Here is a 25979-nt window from a genome sequence, read left to right on the forward strand (position 1 = left end):
CGTTGGTGGGTCATCTATTCGACGTTCTCCGCCGTGGCACAGCTGATCCTGGCTCCCGCCATGGAAGAGTTGGGCCGTGGCTGATTTAAAATTGTTCCGAATCGAGAGTGGCAAAGCTTCAGAGCTCACGTCCCGCAGTTTTGCCCTTGAAAGAGATCTCCAGACACTCATCGAAGAGAATATGGAGGTCACCTTTGGGGTGCGATATCTTGCCACTGAGTACTCCACCGGAAAGGTCCATCGAGGGAGAATCGACTCTCTGGGCTTGGACGAAAACGGGTCTCCTGTCATCTTTGAGTTCAAGCGCACGTCGAACGAAAACGTCATCAACCAAGGGCTTTATTACCTCGACTGGCTTATGGATCATAGAGGCGAATTCCAGATACTGGTGGCTGCGAGGCTTGGACCCGCAACAGCAGAGAGTATTGACTGGTCTGCACCTCGGCTAATCTGCGTGGCCAATGACTTCACCCGGTACGACGAGTACGCAGTAAGGCAGATTGACCGGAACGTTGAGCTTGTCCGTTACAGAGACTTTGGTTCCGACCTGTTGGCCATCGAACTTGTGACTTCGGTGTCATCACAGACATCGGCAACTTCGCGGAAGATGTCTTCGGGATCGGCATTCCCTTCACCGACCGATGGGAAGAAATCATCACGATCCAAAACAGTCAGCGAACTCCTCGCGCAGGCGGACCACGAGTTGGCTGCACTGTACGAGAAATTTGAGATCTTCGCTTTGTCGTTGGGTGATGACGTTATAAAGAACGAGCGGTCCTTGTACTTTGCCTTCCGCAGGCTGAAGAATTTCGCGTGCGTGGAAGTACACCCGAATACAAAGAACTTACTTATCTACCTGAAGGTTGATCCGGAGTCTGTCGATCTTGTAGATGGTTTCAGTCGTGACGTTAGCAAGATTGGCCACTTCGGGACAGGCGATCTGGAGCTAAGAGTTAGCTCCATGGCCCACTGGCCGCTAGTTGAGGAGCTTACACGTCAGGCGTACTTGGCTAACTGACCGCACCGCGGTTCATGAGCAACTGCAACTGCAATGGCGTGTGAGTTTGGTGCCGTGATCTCGGGCCAGAGAAGTCCTGGTTGAAGGCGGAAGGGCTTGGGTTTTACTACTTGTAGCAGCAGCGTACCCAGCGGGGCCTAACCAGAAACCGCCGCCACCTCAACCAGCACTCCCGCGTCGCGGAACTTCTGCACCTGGGCAGGGTCGGCGCCGTCGTCCGTCACCAAAGTCCAGGGCAGCGGCATGCGAGCCCACGCGTGGAACGGCCGCAGCCCGAGCTTGGACGAGTCCGCCAAAACATACACGGAACGCCCCCGCCGGGCCATGAGCTCCTTGAGCCGGGTCTGGGCGTGGTCGGCCTCGCAGATGCCGTCCTCGGCGGTCACGGCGTCCGCGCCCAGGAACACCCGGTCGAAGCTCATCCGCTCCAGCGCCGCCTCGGCCAGCGGCCCCACAAAACTCTGCGAGACGCCCCGGAGCCGGCCGCCCAGGCAGTCCACCTCGATGCCCTCCGAGTCGGCCAGCTCCTGCAACGTGTTGATACCCGGCGTCGTCACCGACAACCGCTCAAAGCCACGCAGCTCGTGCGCCAGGGCACCCGCGGTGGAGCCGGCGTCGAGCAGGATGTTCTCGCCGGGCCGGATCACGGCCGCCGCCCAGCGGGCAATGGCGTGCTTTTGCTCGAACGCCTCGCCCGTACGCTGCCGCAGCGACGCCTCCGGATGCGCACCCAGAGCCATCGCCCCGCCGTACGTCCGGGCCAGCCGGCCCTGCGAATTCAGCAGCGCCAGGTCCCGCCGGATGGTGGAGGCCGTCACCTCGAACTTCGCGGAGAGCTCCTCCACGGAGGCCAGGCCGGAGGTCACGGCAAGGTGGTAGATCTCCTCGCGCCGCGCGTTTGCGCTGAGCATTCCCGGTCTCCTTCCCGTGGGCATGGCGGTGGCAGTGCTACCCATGCTAGTTCCGGCCCCTCCAATAGACAGCAACGGCCGGCCAGTAGCGCTGACCGGCCGCACCAAGCGTCAGCTACACAGCCTCGTCCCGCGCCGGCGCCAGGTCAACAGCTTGCCGCAGGGCCTCGAGCAGCGACTCGTGGTCCGCAATGTTCTTGCCCGCGATATCAAAGGCCGTGCCGTGGTCAACGGACGTCCGCACCACGGGGAGCCCCACGGTGATGTTGACGCCGTTCTCCAGGCCCAGGACCTTCACGGGGCCGTGGCCCTGGTCGTGGTACTGGGCCACCACCAGGTCGAAGTCGCCGCGGCCGGCCAGGAAGAACAGGGTGTCCGCCGGGAGGGGACCGAAGGCGTTGATCCCGTCCGCCTGCGCTTTCTCGATGCCCGGCTGGATCTTCTCCGCCTCCTCGCCGTAGCCGAACAGCCCGTTCTCACCGGCATGCGGGTTGATGGCGCACACAGCGATCCGCGGGTTCTCGATGCCGGAGGTGCGCAGCAGTTCATACCCGCGCTTGATGGTCCGGTAGACCAGGTCCCCGTTGATCTTGGCGATGGCATCGATGAGCCCGATGTGGGTGGTCACGTGGATGACGCGCATCTTCGGCGCCGTCAGCATCATGGACACTTCCTCGGTGCCGGTCAGTTCGGCGAGGAGCTCGGTGTGGCCGGGGAACTTGTGCCCGGCTGCGTGCAGGGCCGCCTTGTTAAGGGGGCCTGTGCAGATGGCGTCCACCTTTCGGTCCATCGCCAGCTGCACCGCCTTCTCGATGAACAGGTACGAGCCATGTCCCGCGGCGGCGGACAGCTCGCCCCAGGCGAGGTCCTCCGGAATGCAGTCAATGTCGAGGACGTCGATGGTGCCTTCCTGGAACAGCGCCTCCGACGGCTCGGCCACCTTCCGCAGGGCCAGCGGGCTGGCGACGATGTCCGCGGCGAGCTGCAGTCGGCGAAGATCGCCGATGACCAGCATCCGTGCCTTGGATCGGAGTTCGCTGTCAGCCAGGGCCTTGACGATGATTTCCGGGCCAATGCCGGCGGCGTCCCCCATGGTGATGGCTACGATCGGGCGTCCCATTACTTGGTACTCATTTCAGTCGTTGTGCTAGAGAAAAACTGTGTGGTCCTGGCCAGCGTGCCGGCGTCGCCGAAGGCGCCGGCCTTGGTGACCAGGAGGGGGAGGGGCACGGGCAGCAGGCTCATCACGACGCCGGGCTCAACCTCGCCCAGGACGGTAAAGCTGCCGACGCCGAGCGCCTTGAGGACCGCCGTCGCCGTCTCCCCGCCCGTCAGGATCAGCGCTTCGCAGTTCCCGATGCCGCCGGCAGTGGCCCTCGCCAGCGCTTCGGCCACGACGAGTGCCTGCGACTTGTCCACGGCACCCATCGGATTTGGCGTCAGCACGACGTCGGTCCGCAGCATCGCGGCCGCCACCTTCCGGGCAACCGTCGGGTCCTCCAGCGCCTGGTGGTCCAGCGTGATGTGCTCGGCACCTGCGGCGACAAGGGCCTCGGTCTGCTGCCGGGCGAGGCCGGAGTAGCTGCCGATCACGGTCAGCGTCCGCTTTACGTGCTGTGCGTGGTCACGAAGGACATCGCGTCCTTCCTCGCGTGCGGCAATGTGCCCGGCCAGCCCGCCGGAACCCACCAAGAGGGCGGGGAAGTCCAGCAGGGCTGCCGCGGCGGCGATCTGCTGAAGGTCATCGTCAGAGACCGCGTCAAGTACGACGGCGTCAGTCCCGCGGTCCCGAATGTCCTGCAGGTGCGCCGCCAGGTCCTCCGGGGTGCGTGCGGTGTCCCGGCCCACCAGTTCAGCGGAAAGACCTCCGGCGGCAACTGCTGCCGCGACGTCGCCGTCGAACCTTCCCTGCGCGTTCTGCGCACCGTTGACGTGGACGATGCCACCTACGGTGGTCCTTCCCGTGGCCGGAAAGGCAGGGGCCACCAGTGCCAGGCCCCTGCCGCGGCCGTTACGGACGCTGGCCAGCGCTGCGGCAATCTCCGGGCCGAGGTTGCCGCGGAGCAGCGAGTCCATCTTCTTGAAGACCTGCCGGTCCTGCCCAAGGGCCTGTGCCACCGCGGCAGCCACGGCGGAGGCAGCCTCCTCCGCCGCAAGGTAGCGGCTCTCGGTGTTGACCGACAGGATGTCCGCCTCCGGCCACGTGGAGGCCAGGTCAAGGATCACGCAACTGCTGTGGGTGGGTCCGTAGGCTGCGGCGGCATCTGCCGCTCCCGTCAGGTCGTCGGCGATGATTGCCCAGCGCTTGGCTGCGGTGGCGTTCATACTGCTGGGGACACCTCGCGGGTTTCCACGGTCTGCTTGGCCTTCAGGCGCTTAGCGTACCAAGCGACCATGAGGGGGCAGCCGATGGCGGTGACCACCACGGAGGCTGCCACCAGCACGGTGGCGGGGCCGGCTGCGGCAGAGTAGGCCGGGTTGGCGGCGGCCACCAGCATGGGAACGGTGGCGGCGTTGCCGGCAGTGGTTGCTGCCGCGAGGCCGGCGATGCCCGAGCCGCCGGTCAGCTTGTCAGCGAAGAAGAGCACGGCGCCGCCGGCGATGAGCACGAACAGGCCCAGGCCGACGCCCAGCAGTCCGGCGTTGAGCACCTGGCCCAGGTTCAGGCCGAAGCCGAGGGCCAGGGCGAAGAACGGAATCAGCACCGGTGCCGCGGCGGAGAGGAACTTGCGCATGGCCGGGTCCAGGGCGCCCAGGATCGCACCGAGGAGCAGCGGGATGACGGCGCCCACCAGGGCCTGCCACGGGAAAGCTGAGAGACCGGCGACGCCGAGGGTCACCATGGTCAGGAAGGGCCCGGATTCAAGGGTCATCACGGAGTAGGCCGCCACATCCTTGGGCTTGCCGTACTGGCCCATGAGCGCCATGTACATGCCGCCGTTGGTGTCGTTGAGGGCGGCCAGGATGGCCAGGACCGAGAGGCCCGAGAGCAGTCCGCCGTCGATGGGAAGTTCACCCATGAACCTGCCGGCGATGACGCCGATGATGATGGCGAACAGGACCTTGCTGCCGAACAGCACGCCGCCCTTTTTCAGGATGTACGGGGTGGCCTTGATATCGATGCTCGCGCCCATGCAGACATAGAAGACCGCAAGGATGGTGGTGCCGCCGGTGAAGAGCGCGCCCGTGAAGGAGCCGAAGAACTTGGCGGAATCCGGGGCGAAGGTGCCGAGGACGGCGCCGATGAGCAGGGGGATCAGCATCATGCCGCCAGGAACCTTTTCCATAGTGGCCTTGATTGGGACAGACATAAAGCAACCTCATTGTTGTTTGGGGAGGGGGAGGTCGGGCGGGCCGCCCAAAAGCATGATGTAGATCATAGGCACTACTGCGCGATTAGCGCAAGGCTATTTGCGCGAAACGCGCAATTCGGATGATTGGCGAACAATCTGCCCTCGCGCCGTCGCGATGTCAGGGGCAGCTTTTACGCTCTGCCTGTGCCGAAATTTCCTGTTGCCCGTTCCCGCGCTGATCGTGCTGTGCCGGCCGGCCGGGTGGGCTATGACCTGACCGCCAGCCGTCTCCTGCTCCACACCTTCCAGACCGAGGATGCTTTCGAGGAGCTCCTTTCGACCGGGCAGCTCCTTCCGGACCCAGATCTGGCGGAACCGCTGTTCGCCGACGCCTATGCCTGGATGTTCCGGGAGATGGACCGCCGCCTTCCCACCAGCGGCGAAGGCGCCCTTTGGTTCTGGGCGCGCACTACCCGTGAATACCTGGTTGACAGCTGCAGGCGCAACCGGGGAGACGTCCTGCTCACGTGCCGGATTCCGCGGGAACGGGTGCTGCTCTCGCACCAGTGGGACTGGCATTGCGCCCTCAGCGGCATTCCGCACGTGCTGGAACTGCCCGGTGAAAGCGATGATGACTACGAGGCACGGCGGGACCGGATCTGGGACGAAGTCGAAGACCGGAAGGGCGCAGCCGGTGTGCTTGGAAAGGGATTCCGGGACTGGCCCGAGGACGTGCGCAGGGATCTCGAGCGGAGCTGGGAGCAGTTCCTCGACCCGTCGACCTACGGCAGGTGGGACACTGTGCAGGCAACGGCGCATGTTCTGTACGCCGAGGACGTCGTCAGTGCCGTGCGGCTGAACCCGCGGTAGGAGCCCGTCCGGTGCGGGAGTTCCCGAGGTTGGCCTGAGTGCCGGCCGCGGGAAACCGGCGCCACCGGCGTCGCCGGCCGAAACTGCACATTCGTGCAAACACCTGTGGTCGCTTGGCCCGCCGCTGGCATGCCCTCATTTAGCTACTCACCAGTAACAACACGCGTGCTGTGGGTCACACTGGTCGCGGAGGCTGCTGCTGGTAAGCATGGGTTTTGGCCGCACGTTCGTGCACTTCCGCTGCGCAGGAGCAGCACCACTGCCAGCATGGAAAACCCCGGCCGGACCTGATGGACACCCCCAAGACCATCAGCCCGGCTTCCCCATAGACAGACGAACAAAGAGGTTTCCATGTCATTGCTTAGCCGAGCCCTGTCCGTTGCCGCCGCTGCGGTCCTCGCCTCCTCATTGATGGCCGCTCCCGCCCAGGCCGTCGACATCTCCCCGCCCGGGGCCAACGACTGGTCCTGCAAACCTTCAGCCGAGCACCCTTACCCGGTGGTGTTGGTTCCCGGGACCTTCGAGAGCATGGAAAAGAACTGGTCCACACTCTCGCCGGACCTCAAGAGCCAGGGCTACTGCGTCTTCGCCCTCAACTACGGTGCCACCAACGGCGTTTACGCCACGGCCCCGGTCAAGGATTCCGCGAAGGAACTCGCCCCGTTCGTGGACGCCGTCCGCTCCGCCACCGGTGCCAAGCAGGTGGACCTGGTGGGCCACAGCCAGGGCGGCATGATGCCCCGCTACTACATGGGCTTCCTGGGCGGGGCCAAGTACGTCCACCAGCTTGTCGGCATCGCACCGTCCAACCACGGCACCGAAGGCGTGATCCTTCCGCCGCCGGATCTGGTGCCCACGCCCGACTACACCGCCGCCGGATGCGCCGCGTGCGCAGACCAGCAGGCCGGTTCGCCCTTCATGAAGGAGCTGAACTCGATCGGCGATACCGTCGCCGGCCCCGCCTACACGGTCATTTCCACCACCCATGATGAAGTGGTCATCCCGTACAACAGCCAGTTCCTGAGCGGCAGCGCCCGGCAGGTCACCAACATCACCATCCAGGACAAGTGCCCGGCCGACGTTATCGAACACGACCAGACGCCCAACGATCCAGTGGTGCACCAGCTGGTGGCCAACGCCCTGGCCCAGGCCTCGGGTCCGGCAGATCCCGCCTACCAGCCCGCCTGCATCTAGGCGTAAAGAAGTACGACGGCGGGAGGCCGGCCCTGAAAGCCGGCCTCCCGCCGTCGTGGTGTCTAAAGCGCCCGGCTGCGTTTGCTTAGCCTGCGTGCTCCGGCGCCGGGTTCCGGGCGGAAATGACCTGCGGTACCGTCACGAGTGCCACGACGGCCAGGGCGCCGGCGGCGGCGAAAGCGTAGAAGCCCCACGGGTATGCGATGCCGGCGGCCACCAGTCCGCCGGTCACGGCAGGTCCGGCGATGGCGCCCACGCGGCCCACGCCCGCGGCGAAACCGAGGGCGGTGGCGCGCAGCCGCGCCGGGAACAGCTGGCTGACCCAGGCGTACACGAGGACCTGGGAGCTGAAGACGAACACTCCCGTGACGAAGACCAGGGCGTTGAGCAGGATGGCGTTGTCAACCTTGACGCTGAGGAGGGCAAGGCAGACCGCGGACAGGCAAAACCAGAGCAGCACGATCCGCTTGGTTCCGTGCTTGTCCGCCAGGATGCCGGCGATGATCAGGCCGGCCACGGCGCCTAGGTTCAGCACCAGGAGCAGCGAGATGCCTGCGCTGACGGGATAGCCGGCGGACGCCATGAGCTGCGGCAGCCAGGTGTTCAGGCCGTACACCAGCAGGAGCCCCATGAACGAGGCCGCAGCAATGGCCAAGGCCACCAGTGGGTACGGCTTCTTCGCCAGGTCGCGGACACTGCCCTGCTCCTGCTTCTTGGCCTCCCGTTCTGCCGGCAGGGTCTCGGGGAGCTTGAACCAGAGGAGGGGCACCAAGGCCAGGCCCGCAATGCCGCCCACCACGAACATGGTGCGCCAGTCCGGGATGACCATCAGCGCCAGGAAGGCCGTGGCCACTGCGCCCGCGTGGTAGCCGGTCATGGTCCGGGTGGTCGACTTGCCCGCGGAGCCGGCGGGGGCGTAATCGTTCATGTAGGCCAGGGCAACCGGGAGGCAGGCGCCAAGCCCCAGGCCGGCCAGCAGCCGGAACGTGCTGAACCATGCCACGTTGGGCGCCCAAATCACCGCGATGGTGAAGATGGAGAACCACAGGACACAGGCAACCAGCAGCTTGCGGTGCCCGAATCTGTCCGACAACGGGGCAATGAACAGTGCGCCGAGCCCGACGCCGACGAGGGAGATGGTGGCGGCCAGCGTGGCGCCGACCGCGTCGAAGCCAAGCTCGCCGGTTTTGATGAGTGTGGGAATGACGGTGCCGAGCACCACCAGGTCGAAGCCGTCCAGGACCATGGCCAGCCAGCAAAGCCAGACCGGCCAGCGTGACGCGCGGGTGGAAGGAGACGTAGTCATGTAATCCTCTTTGATCAGGGAAGCGGGAGCGGCACGCCGCGATGCGAGCCCGGTCACCAGGGGGAGTGATCCACGGCATGCTTTCTCATGGGAGGCTACCGCGAAGTTCATTAAACGTACAAATGTTCGATCAGCGAACATGCCGGGCGAAACTCCTCTTGCCAGAGTTGCTTGTGGCCAGGCCTGTTCAGGTGTGGCCTGTGGGGCGCAAGATAAGCCATGAAAAAGATGCTTACCGCAGGCCTGGCTGCGATGGTCCTGGTCCTCGGCGCCGTCACGGCGGCTGCCCCGGGGAACGCCGCCCCGCCGTCCTCGCCCGTACCGGGACAAATCCTGGTCAAATTCCGGGACAACAGCGCCGCTGCCGGGGTCCTGGGCCAGCACGGGCTCACCGACGGGCCGGCGATAGGCAGCACCGGCGCCCACCTCATCACAGTGCCGGCGGGCAGGGGACTGCAGCTCGTGGCGGCGCTGGGCCGCAGCTCCGCTGTTGAGTACGCCGAACCGGACGAACTGGTTACTGCCGCCACGGCAGACCCGTACTTCGACCGGCAGTACGCCCTGCAGAACACGGGCCAATCCTTCACGAACACCGACGGAACGGTAACCGTCGCCGCGGGCACCACGGACGCCGATGTGGACGCCGTCGAGGCGTGGAACGTCACTATGGGAACCGGCGTCCGGGTGGCCATCATCGATTCCGGGGTTGCCGTCAACCACGAGGACATCTCATCCAAAGTGGTGGACCGGGCAAACTTCAGCGACACCCAGATCCTCGCCCCGGAGGATTACGACCAGTACGGCCACGGCACCCACGTGGCCGGCATCGTGGCGGCCACGGCGGACAACTCCCTGGGCGTGGCAGGTGTGTGCCCGGGCTGTTCCATCCTGGACGCCAAGGTCCTCAACAGCAGCGGGTCCGGCTCTTCCTCGGGCATTGCCAAGGGCATCGACTGGGCTGTCGGCAAGGGTGCCAAGGTCATCAACATGAGCCTGGGCCAGCGGGTGTCGTCACGGACCCTCGAAGCTGCCGTGAACAACGCCTGGAACCAGGGAGTGGTGATCGTAGCCGCGGCCGGCAACGCCGGTACCCAGGCCCAGGTCTACCCGGGCGCCTATCTGAACGTCATAGCGGTAGCAGCAACCGATAACAATGACGCCAAGGCGTCCTTCTCCACGTACGGCAAGTGGGTGGACGTCGCTGCCCCGGGGGTCCGGGTCTACTCGACCCTCCCGACCTACACGTCCGTCCTTGGTACGCAGAACAAGCTTTCGCCCGGCTACGACATCCTCAGCGGCACGTCAATGGCCTCACCCATCGTCGCCGCCACTGCCGCGCTTGTGTGGAGCACCCCATCGGGCACGTCAAACGCATCCGTCCGCGCCAAGGTGGAATCCTCAGCTGATCCCATCACCGGCACGGGTTCCTACTGGGCGCACGGCCGGGTGAACGCCTGCAAAGCAGTGGGCGCCGCGGGTTGTTGAGCGTGGCAGGCGGGGGTGCGGGCCCGCCGTCGTCCTCCCGCCGTCCGGTCCTGATTCCCGAAGGAGGCAACGGGATGCAGCCAGCGCTCCCTCGATCCAGGCGCTTTCGGCGTGCAGCAGCAACAGGCGCCGCCCTGCTGGCGCTCTTTGCCACGGGCTGCACCGGCACACCGTCTCCACCGGGCAGCGCGTCACCGGCGCCGGACATCCATATCGCCGCTGTGGGCGACATGAACCCCCCTGCGAACACTGACCCGGACAGCCCATCCGGACGGAACGGCGCCGCCATCACCAAACTGGTCAGGACCAACGATATTGACGCGTTCCTGGGGCTCGGGGACTTCCAGTACAGCACCGGACGCTGCGAGGACTACGTGAACTTCTGGAAACCACTGTGGGGCGGCACCCTGCCCAAGATGTACTGGGTGTCCGGCCCGAACCACGACTGGGAACCCGGCCGCAACGAAGACCTGGACAACTTCATGAACGGCCAATGCCCGGGGTCCCCGGACAAGGCGGCCATCAACGAGGAACGCGGGTTCATCGCGAACGGCCAGCCGTACTCCAGGGATTTCGGAAAATGGCACTTCGCGTTCCTGCCCTCCGCGCTGTGGCGGTACGACACCGCGGAGGCCAAGGCCGCGACCGGCTGGCTGGACAAGGATCTTGCTGCTGCGGAGGCGGCGGGCCAGCACCTGGCAGTCGTGTACCACGAGCCGTACTTCACGTCGGAGACGAGCGAGCACCGGCGGACTGCTGCCCAGAAGCCGTGGATCGATGTGATGTGGAAGCACCGCGTCCGGCTGACCCTGTCCGGTTCACAGCACAACTACGAGCGGTCCTGTCCCGTCAACAAGGCAGACAAGTGCGTCGATGAGGGCATGACCGCGTTCCAGGTTTCGACGGGAGGCATAGACCTGCGTCCTTTCACCAGCAGTCCGCCGTACATCGCAAAGCGGTTCAGCGACACCCACGGGTTCCTCCGGCTGACGCTCCATGCCGACGGTTCATTCGACTGGAACTTCGTGGCAACCACGGGGTCAGGCGAGGATTCGGGAACCCGCTCCGCGCCGTGACCACGCCTGGTGATCCTGCCCGCGGCGCGCGGCGGAGCCCATCTTTGGGGCTTTTACCCCTAGCCTGACTGCCCGGCTCAGGGCAAAGATAGCCCGCATGAGAAAACTCTTCGCCGCCGGTCTCACGGCAGCAGTCATGGTGCTTGGCCCTGTCCCGCTGGCCCTACCCGCGACCGCCGCGCACGGTGCGCCTGCCGTGCCGGGGCACATCATCGTCAAGTTCCGCGACGCCGGTGCTGCCGCCAACGTCCTCCAACGGCACGGCCTCGCTGGTGGGTCCAGCATCGGCGGCACGGGCGCCCAGCTGGTCAGCGTTGCCGCGGGAGGCGAAACGCAGCTCATCGACGCACTAAGCCGGGACCCCGCCGTCGAATACGCCGAACCGGACCAGCCGGTGGGTGCCGCCACCTCTGACCAATATTTCCCCCGCCAGTACGCCCTGCAGAATGACGGCCAGTCGTTCACCAACACCGCCGGCGACATCACGGTTCCTGCCGGCACCAAGGACTCTGATGTGGACGCCGTCGAGGCGTGGAACACCACCACCGGCAACGGCACCAAAGTCGCCGTCCTGGATTCCGGCGTCGCCAGCGACAACCCGGACATTGCCCCCAAGGTGGTGGCCCGCGCCAACTTCAGCAGCTCAGCCACCAAGGCCGGCGACCCCGTCGCGGAGGACTACTACGGCCACGGCACCCATGTGGCCGGCAACGTCGCCGCCACCGTGGACAACACCATCGGGGTGGCCGGCGTCTGCCCGGGCTGCACCATCCTGGCCGGCAAGGTCCTCAACGACAGTGGCGTGGGGTCCAGCTCCAGCCTGGCAAGCGGCATCGACTGGGCGGTCAGCAACGGTGCCAGGGTGATCAACATGAGCCTGGGAGTGCGGGCGTCGCGCACCCTGGAAGCCGCCGTCAACAACGCCTGGAACAAGGGGGTGGTGCTGGTGGCTGCGGCGGGCAACGGCGGCAACCAGACCAAGATCTATCCGGGCGCCTACCCCAACGTCATCGCCGTCGGCGCCACCGACAACAACGACGCCAAGGCCTCGTTCTCCACTTACGGCGCCAGCTGGGTGGACATCGCCGCGCCCGGCGTGAACGTCTACTCCACGTTCCCCAACCACCCGTTCGTCCTGGCAACACAGAACAACCGTTCGCAGGGCTACGACGTGGGCAATGGCAGTTCGATGTCCTCAGCCATCGTGGCCGCTGCCGCCGCCCTCGCCTGGAGCGCACACCCCGGCGCGACGAACGCGTCCATCCGGGCAGACGTGGAATCCACTGCCGACGATGTTCCCGGTACCGGCACCTACTGGGCATACGGCAGGGTCAACGCGGCCGCCGCCGTGAAGTAGCCCGGTGAAGCAGCCCGCGGCCGGAGCCTAGCCCGCGGGCTTCAGGGCGGCCTGCCAGGCGGCAACCGCACGCGCCCCGCCCAGGGTCCAGGTGGCCGTCCCGGCTGAACCTGCCGTGCCCTGGACCTTGTCCGCGAGCTCGGCGATCTGGCCACCGGCGGCCTGCCAGCGCTGGGTCCAGCCGCTGGGCGCGGACGACACTATCGGGGAGGCGCAGTCGCACCCCAAACCGCCGATCAGCATGGCGCCGTTGGTGGCGGTTGTGACGCCTGGGGTGGTGATGCTGGTGGCGGTGTACGTGGCGTCCACGGCCATCGCGACCGGGCTGTCAAGCGGCGCGGTGGTGTTCACGCCCCGGTAGCCGGTGATGCCGCCGCCCCACTTCACGGCGGTGCCGAGGGTCCACGAGTAGCTGGCAGGATCCGAGGCGCCCACCACGTGGTAGTAGACGAAGACCTTGGCGCCGGAGGTGGACGAGCTGTTGATGCCGAGGCCGTTGACCAGCGGAGTCCAGCCCGCCGGGACGGATGCCATGGCCGGGTTCAGGTCCGCCGTGATGGCGGCGACCAGGACGTCGCCGGCCGCAGTACCGGCGGGAGCGCTGATGGCGACGGCGGAGGCAGCTGTTCCGGCGTAGGTGGTCACTGAGCCGACGGCGGTGATGCCGGCGGACGCTGTGGCTGCACTGACAGTGACGGTGGTGCTAGCCGAGCTGGAACCGGCGCTGTTGGTGGCGGTGAGCTTCGCGGTGTAGGTACCGGCTGCCGCGTAGCTGTGGGCGGGATTCTGCGCCGTGGACGTGCCGCCGTCGCCGAACTCCCAGGCCCAGGACGTGGGCGTGCCGGTGGACGTGTCGGTGAAGGCGACGTTCAGCGGCGCGTTCCCGGAGGTGGGGGAGGCCGAGAAGGACGCCACCGGCGCTGTTACGGCCGGCCCCAGCGGACGGTCCGAGTACCAGTAGCGTTTGGCCACGTCGTCGCTGGCCATGACCACGATGCCCGTGGAGCTGTCCACCCCTTGCTTGGTGGTGGTCACATTGTTCATGCTGGACGACGAGGCGCTCTGGATGATGGGAGTCCCGCGGCCGGTGCCGAAGACCGGGTTGTCCATGGACGCCGTCTTCTCGTAGATGCTGCCGGCAACCCCGGAGTACGCGCAGCCGCTGACCGAGGTGGGCGGGGCGGTCTGGAACGCATGGACCAGGTTGTTCTGGGTGTCCAGGACAATCTGCGGCCTGCTGACGCAGTCACCGGTGGTGGAAATGGTCGATTGTGTGAAGGATCCCGTGCCCGGTTTGAAGACGAGCAGCAAAAGCTGCGGAAGGGTGGGATCACTGGAGATGTCGTTCAGGCTGGTTTTCACCGCGGCGAAGACCCGGCCGCTGGTATCCGACTGCAGGGACTTGATGTTCAGGTGGTCATCGGCCTGCCCCTGGCCGCGGATGGCCGGCTGGAAGTTCCAGGACGACGACGCGGTGGGGGAGGTCCCGTCCGTGCGCGAGGCCCACCATACCGAGCCGGTGAGCTGGTCGCTCCACATCACGCCGATCTTGTTCTTGTTGTAGGACACCACGGCGGAGATGTCGTCCGCTGCCGGGTGCGGGTTGGAGACCGGGAGGACGAACGGCGCAGCCCAGCTGGAACCGCCGGGCGCCGAGTTGTTGACGTAGACCGTGTTGGTGAATCCGCTGGTTTTGTTGCCGGCCACCTGCGTCCACGTGGCCCAGATGGCGCCGGTGCTGTCCTCATCGATGGTCATCGATTCGCTGCTGTTGTTGGTGATGACCGTGGGGAACCCGGCGTCCAGCGTGTACTTCCCGCCGGCGTAGCTGTACCGGTAAAGGTAGGCGGGCTGTCCGGCGGCAGAGGGCACCGGGTTGGCGTCGGTGGAGACCGTGACCACGTGCGAGGCGATATAGAGGTGGCTGCCGTCCCACATGGTGTCCGCCAGGGTGCTGCCGCGGGTGTCATTGACCACGCCCGTGTTCACCCAGGTGGCGCTGGGGCGGTCCAGCCGGTAGATGCTCCAGCCGCTGCCGCTGGTCCACATGTCGGCCCACCAGGAGCCGTCATTCCACCAGAGCTTGCTCTGCGGCTTGTCAGAGGTAGGCGGATTGGCGACGCCTGAATAGGTGATGCTGGGGGTGCCGTAGACGGAGTCGGCGGATGCCGGGGGAGACGCGACGAGGGCCATTCCGGCTACCAGTGCCAGGACCACCGCGTGCCGCAACCACCTGGGGGAAACTGCGATCTTCATGGCCGGCTCCTGGGCGCTGATGCTTTAGGCAGATTCTCTTTTCCGCTGAGGTCGTGTTCGCCGGCCCAGCCCGGCGCGGACCCCCTGGGGGAACACGAAGGTACCCCTAGGGGACCAAGAGTAGGCTCCATTAGGTACCCCTACAAGGACAAGTGGTACCTGTTTTTGTTGCCTAGGGCTACGGGTATTCACGTGCTGGACTCTGCCCGCTGCTTGACCCCGCGGAGCACGCCAACCTCCAGGTGACTGTTGGGCTACACCGCCGGCAGCCTCATCGACGCGTTTGCGTCACTCTTGGCTTCGAGAGGAGCAGGAAACCCCGCAAATGAAGGGTGCTGCACCAGCAAGAGGCCCATAAGTCACGCAAACGCGTCCCCGCGGAAGGTCAGGCGCGCGGCTGCAGCCCCGGGACGCCGTCGCGGATCTCGAAGGAGGCCTTCGTGGAAACCGGGGCGCCCGGCGTCGTCACGTGGTCCAGCACCCGGAAGTCCGCGGTCACGGCGTCCCTGGTGATGCGCGTGCTCACGAAGCCGCGGTTGTCGTTATAGAACTTCAGGTGCGGGTTCCAGGCCATGGTGGCGTCCGTGGTGGAGCCGGTGCCGTCGCCGGTGGACGTGATGGAGGTGCAGACGAGCTCCGAACCCACCACCGGGGAGGCAGGATCCTTGTAGTCCACCTTGACGTCGTTGGCCCAGTTGCGGTGCACATCGCCAGTGAGCACGACGGCGTTCCGGACGTTTGCGTCCACCCAGCCCTGGGTGATGCGGCGGCGGGAGGCTGCGTACCCGTCCCAGCCGTCCATGGACACGTCGTCGATCTCCTGTGCCTTGTTGCGGTCCCGCTCGGCGAAGAAGACCTGCTGGCCCAGGATGTCCCACCGCTGGGTGGAATTCCTGAATCCGTCCAGCAGCCACTTTTCCTGCTCGGCGCCGGTGATGGTCCGGTCCTCCGCCAGCCGCTCAGTCACGTTCTTCTTCCAGCCGTCACCGGCGAGCTGATCGTCGCGGTACTGCCGGGTATCCATCATGTGGAAGTTGGCCAGCTGGCCCCACTGGATCCTGCGGTAGATCTTCATGTCTGGGCCGGACGGGAGCGACGACGGGCGGAGCGGCATGTTCTCGTAGTAGGCCTGGAACGCGGCGGCGCGGCGCTGCATGAAGTGCTCGGTGCTGTCGTTGAGCTGGCCGGCGTCGTTGTTTTCCGGCACGTCGTCGGCCCAGTTGTTGTCCACCTCGTGGTCATCCCAGACCACTGCCCAGGGTGCGATGGCGTGCGCGGCCTGCAGATCGGCGTCGGCCTTGTACTGGGCGTGCCGCTGCCGGTAGGTCTCCAGCGTGACGGTCTCGGGGCCCTCGTGGTCCCGCGGGTTGCCACCGCCGATCACGTAGCTGCCCTTCTTGTACTCGTAGAGGTAGTCGCCAAGGTGCAGCACCAGGTCAGGGTGGTCCTCCGCGAGGCGGCGGTATGCGGTGAAGTAGCCGTGCTCGTACTGGGCGCAGCTGGCGAACGCCATGGCCAGGGAGGCGGGGGTCTCGTGCAGCGCGGGGCTGGTCAGGGTTCGGCCCACGGGGCTCACGTGCCGGCCGGCGCGGAACCGGTAGAAGTACTCGCGGCCTGCCTTCAGGCTCCGCAGTTCCACGTGCACTGAGTGCGCGGCCTCAGGACGGGCCTGCTCCACGCCGCGGGCCACCACGTTCCTCATGCCCTGATCCTCGGCCACCTCCCACTGCACCGCCACCGGCCGCGACGGCATGCCGCCCAGCCCGTCCTCCGCCACGGGGTTCAGCGCCAGGCGCGTCCAGAGCACGAAGCCATCCGGCCACGGCTCGCCGGAGGCGATGCCGAGCATAAAGGGATCGGTGCGGAGGCCGGCGTCGTCAGCGGTGGAAACAGCGACGGCGGCATTCGGCAGGGCGGCAACCAGGCCGGCTCCGAGGCCGGCGGAGATGAGGGTTCTGCGGGAGATGTTGTCCATGGCTCCCACGCTATTTCCAGCCGTTGTACAGGTTTTGAGGAGGATATGAATGCGCGGTTAACGGCGTGACAAGCCTTGTTAATCATTTCTTTGGATGCCGCGGTGGACGGGCCTTTGGACTCTGGATTCCGCAGGGCCTGCCGGGCAGAGTTGGGGCCGACCCATCCGGTTAGGGAAAGAAGGCACCACCATGCCCCGCACGTCCGTTATCACCGGTGCCGCGTCCGGCATCGGCAAGGCAACCAAGGACCTGCTCGAGCAGCGGGGCGAACGCGTGATCGGAGTGGATCTCCATGATGCGGAGGTGGTGGCTGACCTCTCCACCGCGGAGGGCCGCGCCGGCCTGGTGGACGCGGTACGAAAAGTCAGCGGCGGCAGGATCGATGCCATCTACGCAGTGGCCGGGCTCGCCATCCCGGCTCCCGCCACGGTGGCCGTGAACTTCTTCGGCACCGTCGCCTCGGTGGACGGGCTCCGGCCGCTGCTGGCTGGGTCGGAGGCACCCCGCGCCGTGGTGGTGTCCTCCATGGCGGCACTCATGGCCAGCGACGATGAGCTGGTAGCGCTGCTCACCGCGGGGGACGAGCCCGGTTCCGTGGCCCGGGCCGGGGTCCTGGCCAAGGAACCAGCCACCACCGGCGGCCTCATTTACTCCTCCACGAAGCTGGCGTTGTCGCGGTGGGTCCGCCGGCAGGCTTCCACTGCAGCCTGGGCGGGGGCCGGGATCCCGCTGAACGCCGTGGCGCCTGGTGTCATCGCCACCCCCATGACAGCCGAGCTGATCGATACCGAAGAGGAGCGGGAGGCGCTGCTGAAACAGGTCCCGATGCCACTGAACGGCATCGCGGACGCCATCGTCGTTGCCCGCCTGCTGGCCTGGCTCAACAGCGCCGAAAACACGCACCTGTGCGGTCAGATTGTCTACGTTGACGGCGGCAGCGACGCTGTCCTGCGAGGTGACTCCGTCTGGTGACGGATGGGACCGGCCCCTAGCTGATGGCAGTCATGACGTTCCAGCCCGGGCCCACGTTGATGCGCCAGCCGAAGAGGCCGTTGCCCTGGCCCGGGTAGGTCCAGAGGGTCCCGTTGGTGTCGCGGGCGACGAGGTCGGGTTTGCCGTCCCCGGTGAGGTCGCCTGCTGCGCTGATGGCGGTCATGACGTTCCAGCCGGGGCCTACGTTGATGCGCCAGCCGAAGAGGCCGTTGCCCTGGCCGGGGTAGGTCCAGAGGGTGCCGTCGGTGTCGCGGGCAATCAGGTCCGGTTTGCCGTCCCCGGTGAGGTCGCCTGCTGCGCTGATGGCGGTCATGACGTTCCAGCCGTCGCCGACCTTGATCCGCCAGCCGAAGAGGCCGTTGCCGAGGCCGGGGTAGGTCCAGAGGGTCCCGTTGGTGTCGCGGGCAATCAGGTCCGGTTTGCCGTCTCCGGTGAGGTCGCCTGCTGCGCTGATGGCGGTCATGACGTTCCAGCCGTCGCCGACCTTGATCCGCCAGCCGAAGAGGCCGTTGCCGAGCCCCGGGTAGGTCCAGAGAGTCCCGTTGGTGTCGCGGGCAATGAGGTCAGGCTGCCCGTCTCCCGTGAGGTCGCCTGCTGCGCTGACCGCCGTCATGACGTTCCAGCCGTCGCCCACCTTGATGCGCCAGCCGAAGAGGCCGTTGCCCTGGCCCGGGTAGGTCCACAGGCTCCCGTTGCCGTCCTGTGCGAGGAGGTCTGCCTTGCCGTCACTGGTGAAGTCCCTCGCCACCGGAGCCGCGGCCGGGCCGGTAAAGAGCAGGCGGTTGGGGGTGCCTGTTGACACGTTGGTGACAGTGCCCTGGGTGGCGGCGGACGTGAGTTCCGCTGCCACCGCAGCCGGCGTCTGCTGCGGGTTCCGCGACAGGGAAAGCGCCGCAGCACCGGCAACGTGCGGAGACGCCATGGACGTGCCGCTCAAGGTCGCTACCGAGGTGGTGGAGGTGTCCCAGTCGGACTGGATGCCCACGCCCGGCGCGTACAGGTCAACGCAGCTCCCGTAGTTCGAGAAGCCTGCCTGCCGGTCCGAGGAATCGGTGGCGGCGACGGTCAGGGCCTCGGCCACCCGTGCCGGGGAGGTGGTGCACGCGTCCACCGCGGCGTTTCCGGCAGCCACCACGGCTGTGACGCCGTCATTGATGATTCCCCTGATGGCGTCATCCAGCGTGGTGCTGGTGGGGCCGCCAATGCTGAGGTTGGCCACCGCGGGCGTGCCGGCGGCATGCTGGGACGCGATCCAGTCGAGCCCCGCGATGACGTCCGAGTCATACCCGGACCCGTCGCAGCCGAGTACCCGCACCGGAACCACGCTGGCTGATTTGGCCACCCCGAAGGTCTTTCCGGCGATGATGCCGGCGACATGCGTTCCGTGGCCGTTGCAGTCGCTGCTGCCCTTGCCGTCGGCGATGGCCGTCCATCCTGCGGCCACCCGGCCGCCAAAGTCCGTATTTTCCGCCAGGACGCCGGTGTCGATGACGTAGGCGCTGACGCCCGCGCCACTGGCAGTGGGCGTGAAGGTGTTCGAGAGCGGGAGCGCCCGCTGGTCGATCCTGTCCAGGCCCCAGGGCGGTGACTGCTGGGTGTCGGAAACCGAAACGGGCGAATCCGGCTCAATCAGGGAGATCCGGGGCGAATGTGCCAGGGCAGCCGCCTGCGCTTTGGTGGCGGTGATGGCCGCTCCCCGGACCGCTGCGGAGAACGTCCTGCCGACGCGCACCCCCTGGGACCGAAGGGACTGCGCCTCCGCTGCCACGTCCGAGCCCTTGGTAAAACTGACCAGGTAGCGGCCCTCGTCACCGGCCAAGGGGCCGGCAGCCTGCGCGCCACCGCTGACTGCGGGCGAGGGCAGGGGAGCGACGGTCGCCGCAGGGGTGAATGCCGTGGCCGGGGGAGCCGTCAGCGTGACGGCAGCCGCGGCTGCCAGCACCGCGCCGGCGGAGCCCCTGAATCGCTTGGAAAATGACATGGGTGGCCTCCTAGTGACCGATCCATCCTGCGGTGAATAAACCTCGAGCGGTTCCGCAGGCCGTTCCGGGCACTGCAAAGGAGGCAGGTGTTGCCCACCGGCAGCGGGTACAACCGCCGGCAGTAAATTCGGTAGCCCCAGACACCCCTTGTGCTCCCCAGCTTTCGGCGGAAACGGAAACCATTCCCTGGTCCACACTGCCCGTCCTGTCCAGGAGCCCCGGCTGAGCCCGGGGTCTGTTCTCCAGCGCAGGAGTAGCGCGTGACGATGTGACCCCGGCCATTTTACAACTCCCCGGTTACGGAAGCGTCGGCCCCACCTTGGCGCGCTCAACCAGCAGGGCAGGACGCCCGGAAGGCCAGGTACCGCGGATCACGGCGGCCCACCAACCGGCCCAGTGCCTCGACCGCCAGTTGGTCAACAGCTCCCATGTCCGTGGAAAGCCACTGAACCAGCAGCGAGGTGTCCCCGCCGGCCCGCACGGCCGATCCCACGGCCAGGTCCAGCTGGTCCCGCAGCAGCTGCACGGCAAGGGCAACCGACCGGCGCAGCAGGGGTGCCCGGTACGCTTCCAGCGCTTCGGCCACATGCCCGTCGCGCAGCAACCGCAGGACCATCCCGGAATCGGAATGTCCCGCAAGGCCAGGGGCCAGGCGGTAGGGGTTGGACTCCACGGCACCGCCCAGCATGGACCGCACCCGGAACATCTCGGTCCGGATGGCCTGCGGGGTTCCGGCCTCCCCATGCAGCTCGTAGGCCAGCTCCTCCGCGGACCAGCCCTGCGACCGCGAATCCAGCAGCGCCAGGATTTCCGCCCGGCGCAGGGTCAACGGCGTGCGGCTCCCGTCAGCGAACACCGCCGCGGGCTTGTCGCCGAGCAGTTCCAGCGACTCCACCGCCACGGACCGGGCTGCAGTAGGCGCAGGCCGCCGCGACGCACGCCCGGAAGACGCACGCCCGGAAGACGCACCCACGGAAGAGGAGGCACCCGGGGAGGTGCCGCCGTCGGACGTTCCCAGCACGGCCTCCGCCACCCGGACGGCGCACCGCACCATCCGCAGCGTGTCCGCGCTGATGGTGTCCAGCGGTCCCGAGACATCCAGCACGCCCAGCACCCGTCCCGTGGCCGGGTCTGTAATGGGTGCCGCCGTGCAGGCCCACTCGTGGTGCGTGCGCACCAGGTGCTCGGCGGAGAACAGCTGCACGGGGCCGCCGGTGACCAGGGCCTCGCTGATGGCGTTGGTGCCGATGCCCGCCTCGGACCAGTCCGCGCCTTCGGAGAACTCCAGCGTGTCGGCCCGCCGGAGCACGGCCGGGCTGCCCACGCGCCACAGGATCTCGCCGCTGGCATCGGTGAGGACCAGCAGGTGGCGGCCGGACCGGGAATCATCGGCCAGGAGGTCGTGGAGCGCCGGCATCACCTGCTGCAGCCGGTGTTCCCGCCGCAGTTCCAGGACCTCGGACACCTCGTGCAGGTGCCGCGGGCTGTGCTGGTCCGGGCTGATGCCCAGGGCCATGGAGCGCCGCCACGACTCCGCCAGCGGCGTGGGGATCTCGGGCCGCGGGACACCGGCGATGACCAGCTCGTGCGCGCGCCGCAGCGTCCGTGCGTACCGCGCCGGGTCCGAAAACCTCTGGCCGTAGTCCACCGTTTCCTCCTCGCAGCCGGCTCCCTTGCCGGATCCGTGTAACGCCGCTGTTACCCCCGCCGCGTTCAACTGGTGATGCAGCTCACGCCCGCCCCAGCATATCGGGCAGGCGGAGCCCATGAAACAGCACAAAGGAGTGGAGATGACCCAAACACCCACGGCTGCCGCCCAGGCCTGGCTTGCCGGGCTGGATGAGGCGCTGCAGCGGCGCGACGTGGACGCCGCGCTGGAGCTCTTCGAGGACGACTGCTACTGGCGGGACTTCGTGGCGTTCACCTGGAACCTCAAGACGCTGGAAGGAAAGGCGGATATCCGCCGGATGCTGGAGGCCACCCTGGACCGCGTGCAGCCGGCCAACTGGGCGCTTGCCGAGGACGCCACCGGGGACCGGGACGCCGTGGAAGCCTGGATCACGTTCGAGACCGGCGCGGCCCGCGGCTACGGCCACCTCCGGCTCCGGGACGGCAAATGCTGGACGCTGCTGACCACCATGCAGGAGCTGAAGGGCTTCGAGGAAAAGAAGGGTCCGCGGCGCGAGCAGGGCGTGGCCCACGAGATCGTCCGCGGCCGCCGGTCCTGGAAGGAACTCAAAGAGGAGCAGGAGGCGCGGCTCGGCTACGAGGAGCAGCCCTACTGCGTGATCATCGGCGGCGGCCAGGGCGGGATTGGCCTGGCCGCCCGGCTCAAGCGGTTGGGCGTGCCCACCATCATCGTCGAGAAGAACCAGAACCCCGGCGACTCCTGGCGCAACCGTTACAAGTCCCTGCACCTGCACGACCCCGTCTGGTACGACCACCTGCCCTACCTGAAGTTCCCGGACGACTGGCCCGTCTTCGCCGCCAAGGACAAGATCGGTGACTGGCTGGAGCACTACACCCGCATCATGGAGCTGAACTACTGGTCCGGCACCGAGTGCGTGGGGGCAGCGTACGACGACGGCACGCAGGAATGGGCGGTCAACGTCCTTCGCAACGGCGAACCGGTGACGCTCCGGCCGAAGCAGCTCATCTTCGCCCTGGGCGTCTCCGGCTACCCGAACATCCCGGTCTTCGACGGCGCCGAGTCCTTCCTGGGCGAGCAGCGCCACTCCTCCCAGCACCCGGGCGGCGGGGACTGGACGGGCAAGAAAGCCGTGGTGATCGGCTCCAACAACTCGGCGCACGATATCTGCGCCGACCTCTGGGAGCACGGCGCCGACGTCACCATGGTGCAGCGGTCCTCCACCCACATTGCCCGCAGCGAATCCCTGATGGACCTGGCGCTGGGGGACCTGTACTCGGAGCGGGCGCTCGCGGCCGGCGTGAGCACGGAAAAGGCCGATTTGCTCTTCGCCTCCCTGCCCATGCGCGTCCTGCCCGGGGCCCAGGTGCCGGTGTACCAGGAGATGGCATCCCGGGATGCCGGGTTCTACTCCCAGCTGGAGGCCGCCGGGTTCGACCTGGACTTTGGTGTGGACGGCTCCGGCCTGTTCGTGAAGTACCTGCGGCGCGGCTCCGGCTACTACATCGACGTAGGCGCCTCCCAGCTGATCATCGACGGCCGGGTGAAACTGAAGAACGGGCAGGTCACCAAGATCACCGGCAACGCCGTGGTGATGGACGACGGCACCGAGCTGGAAGCGGACCTGATCGTCTACGCCACCGGGTACGGGTCCATGAACGGGTGGCTGGCGGACTTGGTCTCGCCCGAAATCGCGGACCGGGTGGGCAAATGCTGGGGATATGGCTCAGACACGCCAAAAGACCCTGGTCCGTGGGAGGGGGAGCTGCGCAATATGTGGAAGCCCACCAACGTGCCCAACCTCTGGATCCATGGCGGCAACCTGCACCAGAGCCGGCACTACTCCGCCTACCTGGCGCTGCAGCTGAAGGCCCGGATGGAAGGACTCGACACACCGGTCTACGAACTGCAGCCCAGCCACCACACCCGCTAGCCGCGTTTACAGCATGGAGGAATCATGAAGGCAGCACGTTTCCACGCCCGCAAGGACATCAGGATCGAGGACATCCCGGAGCCGGAACTCCGCGCGGGGGCGGTGAAGATCGACGTCGCGTGGTGCGGCATCTGCGGCACCGACCTGCACGAGTTCCTGGAGGGGCCAATCTTCTGTCCCGCGCCGGGGCATCCGCACCCGCTGTCCCACGAGGAATCCCCGGTGACCCTGGGGCATGAATTCTCCGGGACCGTGGCTGAAGTCGGCGAAGGCGTGGAGGGGCTGGACGTGGGTGACAACGTCGTCGTCGAACCCTATTTTGTGGACGGGACCTGCGACATGTGCCAGGCGGGCAGCTACCACCTGTGCCGGCAGATGGGGTTCATCGGGCTGTCCGGCGGCGGGGGAGGGCTGAGCGAGAAGATCGTGGTGGACCAGCGCTGGGTGCATCCCATCGGGGACATCCCGCTGGACGAGGCGGCGCTGATCGAGCCGCTGTCCGTGGCGCATCACGCGGTGGCGCGCAGCGGCGTCAAGGCAGGCGACACCGCGCTGGTGGGCGGGTCCGGGCCGATCGGCCTGCTCACCGCGGCGGTCCTCAAAGGCATGGGCGTGACCACGATCATCAGTGAGCTCACCCAGGCCCGCAAGGAGAAGGCCACCTCCAGCGGCGTGGCGGACCACGTCCTTGACCCAAGCAAGGAGGACGTCCCGGCGCGGGTGCGCGAGCTCACCGAGGGCGCCGGGGCGGACGCCGCCTTCGAATGCGCAGGCGTGAACGCCGTGCTGGACACCATGCTCGACGCCGTCCGGCCCGGCGCCGTGGTGGTCAACGTGTCCATCTGGGGCGCGCCGGCCACCGTGGACATGCAGAAGATCGTGCTCAAGGAAATCGACCTGCGCGGCACCATCGCCTACGTCCGCGACCACCCCGCCGTGATCAGGATGGTGCAGGAGGGGAAGGTGGACCTCAAGCCGTTCATCACGGGCAGGATCGCGCTGGAGGACCTGGTGGAGCAAGGCTTCGATACCCTCATCAACCACAAGGACACGGCCGTAAAGGTGCTGGTGCATCCGTAAAGCCGGCGAGGCTGCGGGGTGGGGCGCATCGTTCACGGCCCGCAGCCTTCCTGCTGCCGCAGCCGGCCGGCCCCCGTGCTTCCGCGTCAGGGGTCGGGAAGTTCCGCCGGATCGCATGTCCTTGAATCCACGGGCGCCCCGATGTACAGGTAGGCCGGGCTTTTCGACTCGATACTGACGATTGCTCCGGCCGCATTCGCGCTGCGCGCCACCGTCCAGCCGCCCGGTGTTGGGTCTGTCCCTCCAAACGCAGGAAAGCCGTACTTTGCCAGGACGGGGTCGCCGGCGGAGAAAATATCCGAGAACCGGTGTGAGGGCTCCACTACGTCGGCGCTGCTGACCATCGTCCTCGTCTCGAAGAAGCACCTGCCGTCGGCCAGCTTGTTCACGCTGGCCGGCAGATGCACGGTCCAGCTGATGCCGGGGAGCTGTTGTTCCAGGGCGGCGATCAGCTCCGCACGCAGTCCGTCGTATCTGGCGAAACTTTGCGCCACAGGGGCTGGTGATTCCGTGACCGGCGGTTCACTGCTCTTTTCGGGCACAGGATGTTTGGGACCGGCGCACGCCGCCGAAACCAGCGACCCCAGTACGGCCACAAGTGCCAGCCGGTACTGCCGTGGTGTTGCCCTGCACGCCATCTTTCCCCCAAGTCACCTCCAGGCCCAAGCAGGCCTACTGCATGCTTCCACACGTGGGCGGGAGCCTGCGATGGGGAGACCTGCCCAAGACGCCAAAGGCCGGGCTCGGACTTTAGTCCCTGTTGTGGAGTAATCCCCCAGGCGTACCTTGAGGGTGGGTTCCACAGCCGCGGAACCCGCATTCAAGGGGGCATCATGACCAGGCCCAGGCTTTCGGCATTCAGCGTTCTCGGGCTCAGCGGCCTGATGGTCCTCACCGCCTGCTTCGGGCCGCCGGCGCCGGGCCCCACCACCAGTTCCGCGGCCCCCAGCCCCACGGCGAGCAGCGCCGGCCCCAGCACGACGGCGACCCCCACCATGACGACCGCCCCCACCATGACGACCGCCCCCACCATGACGGCGACCCCGACGACGCCGGGCAGCACCTCAGCCGCGCCCACCACCCCAGGTGCCGCGCCGCCGTCGTCCGCCCCGGCAAGCGCGCCGCCCACACAGGAACCAACGCAGGAACCCGCCCCGACCGGCCTTCCCGAGCAGGTGGGGCCGCTGACCGTCTACTACGTGGCGGTGGGCGACAACGGGGTCTCGGGGCCCAGGATCGGGTGCGGTGACAGCCTGGTGGCCACCACCACGGCACCCGTCCGCTTCACGGACCAGGTGGGCCCCAGCGTGGGGACCCTGCTGGCCAATAAGAGCCGGGATGTGGGCCTGTCCGGGCTGGTCAACGTCCTGTACCAGTCGAACCTGACCTACCTTGGCGGCGAGCTGAACGGCAGCACCATCACCATCTGGCTCTCCGGGCAGTTCATGCTGGGCGGCGTCTGCGACATCCCGCGGGCCAAGGCGCAGCTTGAATACACGGCCATGGCCGCCTCCGGCGCCACGGACGCGCAGGTGTTCGTCAACGGCCGCCCAATTGACGAGGTGCTCAGCCTTAAGTAGTTGTAAAGGGTGGCTTGCAGC

The 25979-nt window shown here is 67.0% G+C and carries 20 protein-coding genes; 10 read left to right on the forward strand and 10 right to left on the reverse strand.

The window, feature by feature from the left end:
• Positions 1-76 precede the first annotated feature (76 nt).
• Positions 77-1018 (forward strand): endonuclease NucS domain-containing protein, encoded by a 942-nt coding sequence (locus tag MRBLMD1_RS14115; RefSeq protein WP_364400676.1) that lies wholly within the window; start codon positions 77-79, stop codon positions 1016-1018.
• A 137-nt stretch (positions 1019-1155) separates the two neighbouring features.
• On the opposite strand, the gene MRBLMD1_RS14120 is transcribed toward MRBLMD1_RS14115, so the two are convergent.
• The 4 genes from MRBLMD1_RS14120 to MRBLMD1_RS14135 all read right to left on the reverse strand — a co-directional run bounded on the left by MRBLMD1_RS14120 (position 1156) and on the right by MRBLMD1_RS14135 (position 5240).
• Positions 1156-1929: a DeoR/GlpR family DNA-binding transcription regulator gene (locus tag MRBLMD1_RS14120; RefSeq protein ID WP_364400679.1), complete on the reverse strand. Its 774-nt coding sequence runs from the start codon at positions 1927-1929 to the stop codon at positions 1156-1158.
• A gap of 115 nt (positions 1930-2044) precedes the next feature.
• Positions 2045-3049: a 4-hydroxythreonine-4-phosphate dehydrogenase PdxA gene (gene pdxA, locus MRBLMD1_RS14125; RefSeq protein ID WP_364400682.1), complete on the reverse strand. Its 1005-nt coding sequence runs from the start codon at positions 3047-3049 to the stop codon at positions 2045-2047.
• Positions 3049-4254, reverse strand: coding sequence for a four-carbon acid sugar kinase family protein (locus tag MRBLMD1_RS14130; protein ID WP_364400685.1), 1206 nt, complete (start codon positions 4252-4254; stop codon positions 3049-3051). The genes pdxA and MRBLMD1_RS14130 overlap by 1 nt, the downstream gene beginning before the upstream one ends.
• Positions 4251-5240, reverse strand: a complete 990-nt coding sequence (locus MRBLMD1_RS14135; protein ID WP_364400688.1) for a 2-keto-3-deoxygluconate permease — start codon at positions 5238-5240, stop codon at positions 4251-4253. The genes MRBLMD1_RS14130 and MRBLMD1_RS14135 overlap by 4 nt, the downstream gene beginning before the upstream one ends.
• Before the next feature lie 186 nt (positions 5241-5426).
• On the opposite strand from MRBLMD1_RS14135, the gene MRBLMD1_RS14140 reads away from it, so the two are divergent.
• Positions 5427-6092, forward strand: coding sequence for a DUF3841 domain-containing protein (locus MRBLMD1_RS14140; RefSeq protein WP_364400691.1), 666 nt, complete (start codon positions 5427-5429; stop codon positions 6090-6092).
• A gap of 351 nt (positions 6093-6443) precedes the next feature.
• Entirely contained in the window at positions 6444-7286 is an 843-nt protein-coding gene (locus MRBLMD1_RS14145) for an esterase/lipase family protein (protein ID WP_364400694.1), read from the forward strand.
• A gap of 85 nt (positions 7287-7371) precedes the next feature.
• On the opposite strand, the gene MRBLMD1_RS14150 is transcribed toward MRBLMD1_RS14145, so the two are convergent.
• The gene (locus MRBLMD1_RS14150; RefSeq protein WP_364400697.1) at positions 7372-8592 is read right to left on the reverse strand and encodes an MFS transporter; all 1221 of its coding nucleotides are present in this window, start codon (positions 8590-8592) and stop codon (positions 7372-7374) included.
• 219 nt (positions 8593-8811) lie between these two features.
• On the opposite strand from MRBLMD1_RS14150, the gene MRBLMD1_RS14155 reads away from it, so the two are divergent.
• From MRBLMD1_RS14155 to MRBLMD1_RS14165, 3 genes are all read left to right on the forward strand, one after another.
• A complete protein-coding gene (locus MRBLMD1_RS14155) occupies positions 8812-10077 on the forward strand; it encodes a S8 family serine peptidase (protein ID WP_364400700.1) in 1266 nt (421 codons plus the stop codon).
• Positions 10078-10151: 74 nt separating this feature from the next.
• Positions 10152-11153: a hypothetical protein gene (locus MRBLMD1_RS14160; protein ID WP_159632646.1), complete on the forward strand. Its 1002-nt coding sequence runs from the start codon at positions 10152-10154 to the stop codon at positions 11151-11153.
• A gap of 97 nt (positions 11154-11250) precedes the next feature.
• On the forward strand, positions 11251-12510 hold the full coding sequence (locus MRBLMD1_RS14165) for a S8 family serine peptidase (RefSeq protein WP_364400702.1): 1260 nt from the start codon (positions 11251-11253) through the stop codon (positions 12508-12510).
• A gap of 27 nt (positions 12511-12537) precedes the next feature.
• Here the strand turns inward: MRBLMD1_RS14165 and MRBLMD1_RS14170 are convergent, their stop codons facing one another.
• A complete protein-coding gene (locus MRBLMD1_RS14170) occupies positions 12538-14766 on the reverse strand; it encodes a PKD domain-containing protein (protein WP_364400705.1) in 2229 nt (742 codons plus the stop codon).
• A gap of 385 nt (positions 14767-15151) precedes the next feature.
• Complete coding sequence (locus MRBLMD1_RS14175; protein ID WP_364400707.1) at positions 15152-16741, reverse strand: alkaline phosphatase D family protein; 1590 nt, start codon at positions 16739-16741, stop codon at positions 15152-15154.
• 190 nt (positions 16742-16931) lie between these two features.
• Between MRBLMD1_RS14175 and MRBLMD1_RS14180 the strand changes: the two genes are divergently transcribed.
• Entirely contained in the window at positions 16932-17714 is a 783-nt protein-coding gene (locus MRBLMD1_RS14180; RefSeq protein WP_364400710.1) for an SDR family oxidoreductase, read from the forward strand.
• Between the two features lie 16 nt (positions 17715-17730).
• On the opposite strand, the gene MRBLMD1_RS14185 is transcribed toward MRBLMD1_RS14180, so the two are convergent.
• Both MRBLMD1_RS14185 and MRBLMD1_RS14190 read right to left on the reverse strand, forming a co-directional pair.
• Positions 17731-19716 carry a S8 family serine peptidase gene (locus MRBLMD1_RS14185; protein ID WP_364400713.1) on the reverse strand — a complete coding sequence of 662 codons (1986 nt, stop codon included), beginning with the start codon at positions 19714-19716 and terminating at the stop codon, positions 17731-17733.
• A gap of 329 nt (positions 19717-20045) precedes the next feature.
• Positions 20046-21365, reverse strand: coding sequence for a GAF domain-containing protein (locus MRBLMD1_RS14190; RefSeq protein WP_364400716.1), 1320 nt, complete (start codon positions 21363-21365; stop codon positions 20046-20048).
• Positions 21366-21507: 142 nt separating this feature from the next.
• Here MRBLMD1_RS14190 and MRBLMD1_RS14195 point away from each other — a divergent pair, with 142 nt between their 5' ends.
• Together MRBLMD1_RS14195 and MRBLMD1_RS14200 are read left to right on the forward strand one after the other, a co-directional pair.
• Entirely contained in the window at positions 21508-23298 is a 1791-nt protein-coding gene (locus MRBLMD1_RS14195) for an NAD(P)/FAD-dependent oxidoreductase (RefSeq protein WP_364400719.1), read from the forward strand.
• 24 nt (positions 23299-23322) lie between these two features.
• On the forward strand, positions 23323-24378 hold the full coding sequence (locus tag MRBLMD1_RS14200; RefSeq protein ID WP_364400722.1) for a 2,3-butanediol dehydrogenase: 1056 nt from the start codon (positions 23323-23325) through the stop codon (positions 24376-24378).
• 86 nt (positions 24379-24464) lie between these two features.
• Here MRBLMD1_RS14200 and MRBLMD1_RS14205 read toward each other — a convergent pair whose 3' ends face one another.
• A complete protein-coding gene (locus MRBLMD1_RS14205) occupies positions 24465-24872 on the reverse strand; it encodes a hypothetical protein (RefSeq protein WP_364400725.1) in 408 nt (135 codons plus the stop codon).
• 339 nt (positions 24873-25211) lie between these two features.
• Between MRBLMD1_RS14205 and MRBLMD1_RS14210 the strand changes: the two genes are divergently transcribed.
• Complete coding sequence (locus MRBLMD1_RS14210; protein WP_364400728.1) at positions 25212-25958, forward strand: hypothetical protein; 747 nt, start codon at positions 25212-25214, stop codon at positions 25956-25958.
• Positions 25959-25979: the final 21 nt, after the last annotated feature.

This window comes from Pseudarthrobacter sp. LMD1-1-1.1 (assembly GCF_040676255.1).
In the GTDB taxonomy this organism is placed as follows: domain Bacteria; phylum Actinomycetota; class Actinomycetes; order Actinomycetales; family Micrococcaceae; genus Arthrobacter.

Bases quoted from the DNA above. Each gene is read 5' to 3' on its own strand.
- MRBLMD1_RS14195 (WP_364400719.1), top strand. From the start codon at position 21,508: ATGACCCAAACACCCACGGCTGCCGCCCAGGCCTGGCTTGCCGGGCTG.
- MRBLMD1_RS14155 (WP_364400700.1), top strand. From the start codon at position 8,812: ATGAAAAAGATGCTTACCGCAGGCCTGGCTGCGATGGTCCTGGTCCTC.
- MRBLMD1_RS14150 (WP_364400697.1), bottom strand. From the start codon at position 8,592: ATGACTACGTCTCCTTCCACCCGCGCGTCACGCTGGCCGGTCTGGCTT.
- MRBLMD1_RS14120 (WP_364400679.1), bottom strand. From the start codon at position 1,929: ATGCTCAGCGCAAACGCGCGGCGCGAGGAGATCTACCACCTTGCCGTG.
- MRBLMD1_RS14200 (WP_364400722.1), top strand. From the start codon at position 23,323: ATGAAGGCAGCACGTTTCCACGCCCGCAAGGACATCAGGATCGAGGAC.
- MRBLMD1_RS14210 (WP_364400728.1), top strand. From the start codon at position 25,212: ATGACCAGGCCCAGGCTTTCGGCATTCAGCGTTCTCGGGCTCAGCGGC.
- pdxA (WP_364400682.1), bottom strand. From the start codon at position 3,049: ATGGGACGCCCGATCGTAGCCATCACCATGGGGGACGCCGCCGGCATT.
- MRBLMD1_RS14160 (WP_159632646.1), top strand. From the start codon at position 10,152: ATGCAGCCAGCGCTCCCTCGATCCAGGCGCTTTCGGCGTGCAGCAGCA.
- MRBLMD1_RS14180 (WP_364400710.1), top strand. From the start codon at position 16,932: ATGCCCCGCACGTCCGTTATCACCGGTGCCGCGTCCGGCATCGGCAAG.
- MRBLMD1_RS14185 (WP_364400713.1), bottom strand. From the start codon at position 19,716: ATGTCATTTTCCAAGCGATTCAGGGGCTCCGCCGGCGCGGTGCTGGCA.
- MRBLMD1_RS14175 (WP_364400707.1), bottom strand. From the start codon at position 16,741: ATGGACAACATCTCCCGCAGAACCCTCATCTCCGCCGGCCTCGGAGCC.
- MRBLMD1_RS14170 (WP_364400705.1), bottom strand. From the start codon at position 14,766: ATGAAGATCGCAGTTTCCCCCAGGTGGTTGCGGCACGCGGTGGTCCTG.
- MRBLMD1_RS14130 (WP_364400685.1), bottom strand. From the start codon at position 4,254: ATGAACGCCACCGCAGCCAAGCGCTGGGCAATCATCGCCGACGACCTG.
- MRBLMD1_RS14135 (WP_364400688.1), bottom strand. From the start codon at position 5,240: ATGTCTGTCCCAATCAAGGCCACTATGGAAAAGGTTCCTGGCGGCATG.
- MRBLMD1_RS14165 (WP_364400702.1), top strand. From the start codon at position 11,251: ATGAGAAAACTCTTCGCCGCCGGTCTCACGGCAGCAGTCATGGTGCTT.
- MRBLMD1_RS14145 (WP_364400694.1), top strand. From the start codon at position 6,444: ATGTCATTGCTTAGCCGAGCCCTGTCCGTTGCCGCCGCTGCGGTCCTC.